Here is a 956-nt window from a genome sequence, read left to right on the forward strand (position 1 = left end):
CTTCGTGGCTTGCAGATCAGTGCGCGCCGGTGCTTGTGCGCCAGGCGTCGCGGTAGGCCCGCCATCCCGGCGGGTTCAATGCGGCCACCGACGCGGCTGCCGCCTCGGGCGCGCTGCCCCAGGCGTCCAGCAGCCAGGCGCCGCAGGTCGTGCCACTGCTGTCGTCCGACACGGTCACGTCGCGGCCTTCGGCCAGGCCGGCCAGCAGCGGGCCGAACCAGCGGTTGGCCGTGAATGCGCCTTCGACGACGACACGGCCGGTGGTGCCCAGGGCGGCCAGGCAATGGTCGGCCATCAGCACGACGTAGAGCGTGGCCAGCGCGGCCTGTTCGGCGGGCGTCTGCGGTGCTGGGCCGGTGACACGGCCGGGCTGGCCCGCGAACGGGCCGCCGGTTTCGGCAAAGCAGGGCAAGGCCAGGGTGCGCTGTGCAATGAGTCGCTGCAGTTCGTCCAGACCGAAGCTGGCCGGCTGCGCGCCGGCGATGGCGCCGAACTCGCGCCCACCCATGAAGCGCATGCAGGGCACCGCGTCGCCAAAGACATTGCAGTTGGCCAGCATGTCCTGGGCCTCGACGAGAGGCCTGGTTGCCGAGCCCAGGGCCGCCGCGATGACCCAGGTGCCGGTGGACAGCACCGTGCAGGGGCCGCTCTGCTGCAGGGTCAGCAGATGGCGCAGCAGCGAGGCATTGCTGTCGTGGATGCCGCAGACGATCTCGCAGTCGCCGGGCAGGCCGGTGTCCGCGGCCAGCTCGGGCCGCAGCTTGCCCAAGCGCGACCAGGCATCGCGGCGCGGCGGGAACAGCTTCTCCCAGCCCAGGCGTTCGACCAGGCTGGACCAGCGGCCCGCCCGGGGACGCCACAGGTCGGTATGGCAACCCAAGGAAGTGACCTCGCTCGCAGCCACCCCGCACAGCCGCCAGGCCCAATACTGCGGGTACATCAGCACATGCCGGGTG

1 protein-coding gene is annotated in these 956 nt (G+C 71.8%); it reads right to left on the reverse strand.

The genetic code is table 11. The annotated features are described in order from the left end of the window. Positions 1-16: 16 nt before the first annotated feature. Positions 17-956 (reverse strand): FGGY-family carbohydrate kinase (locus AC1DU6_RS32975; RefSeq protein WP_477862507.1); only part of this gene is annotated, 940 nt, incomplete at its 5' end.

The sequence above is a fragment of the Roseateles sp. P5_B10 genome (assembly GCF_056400485.1).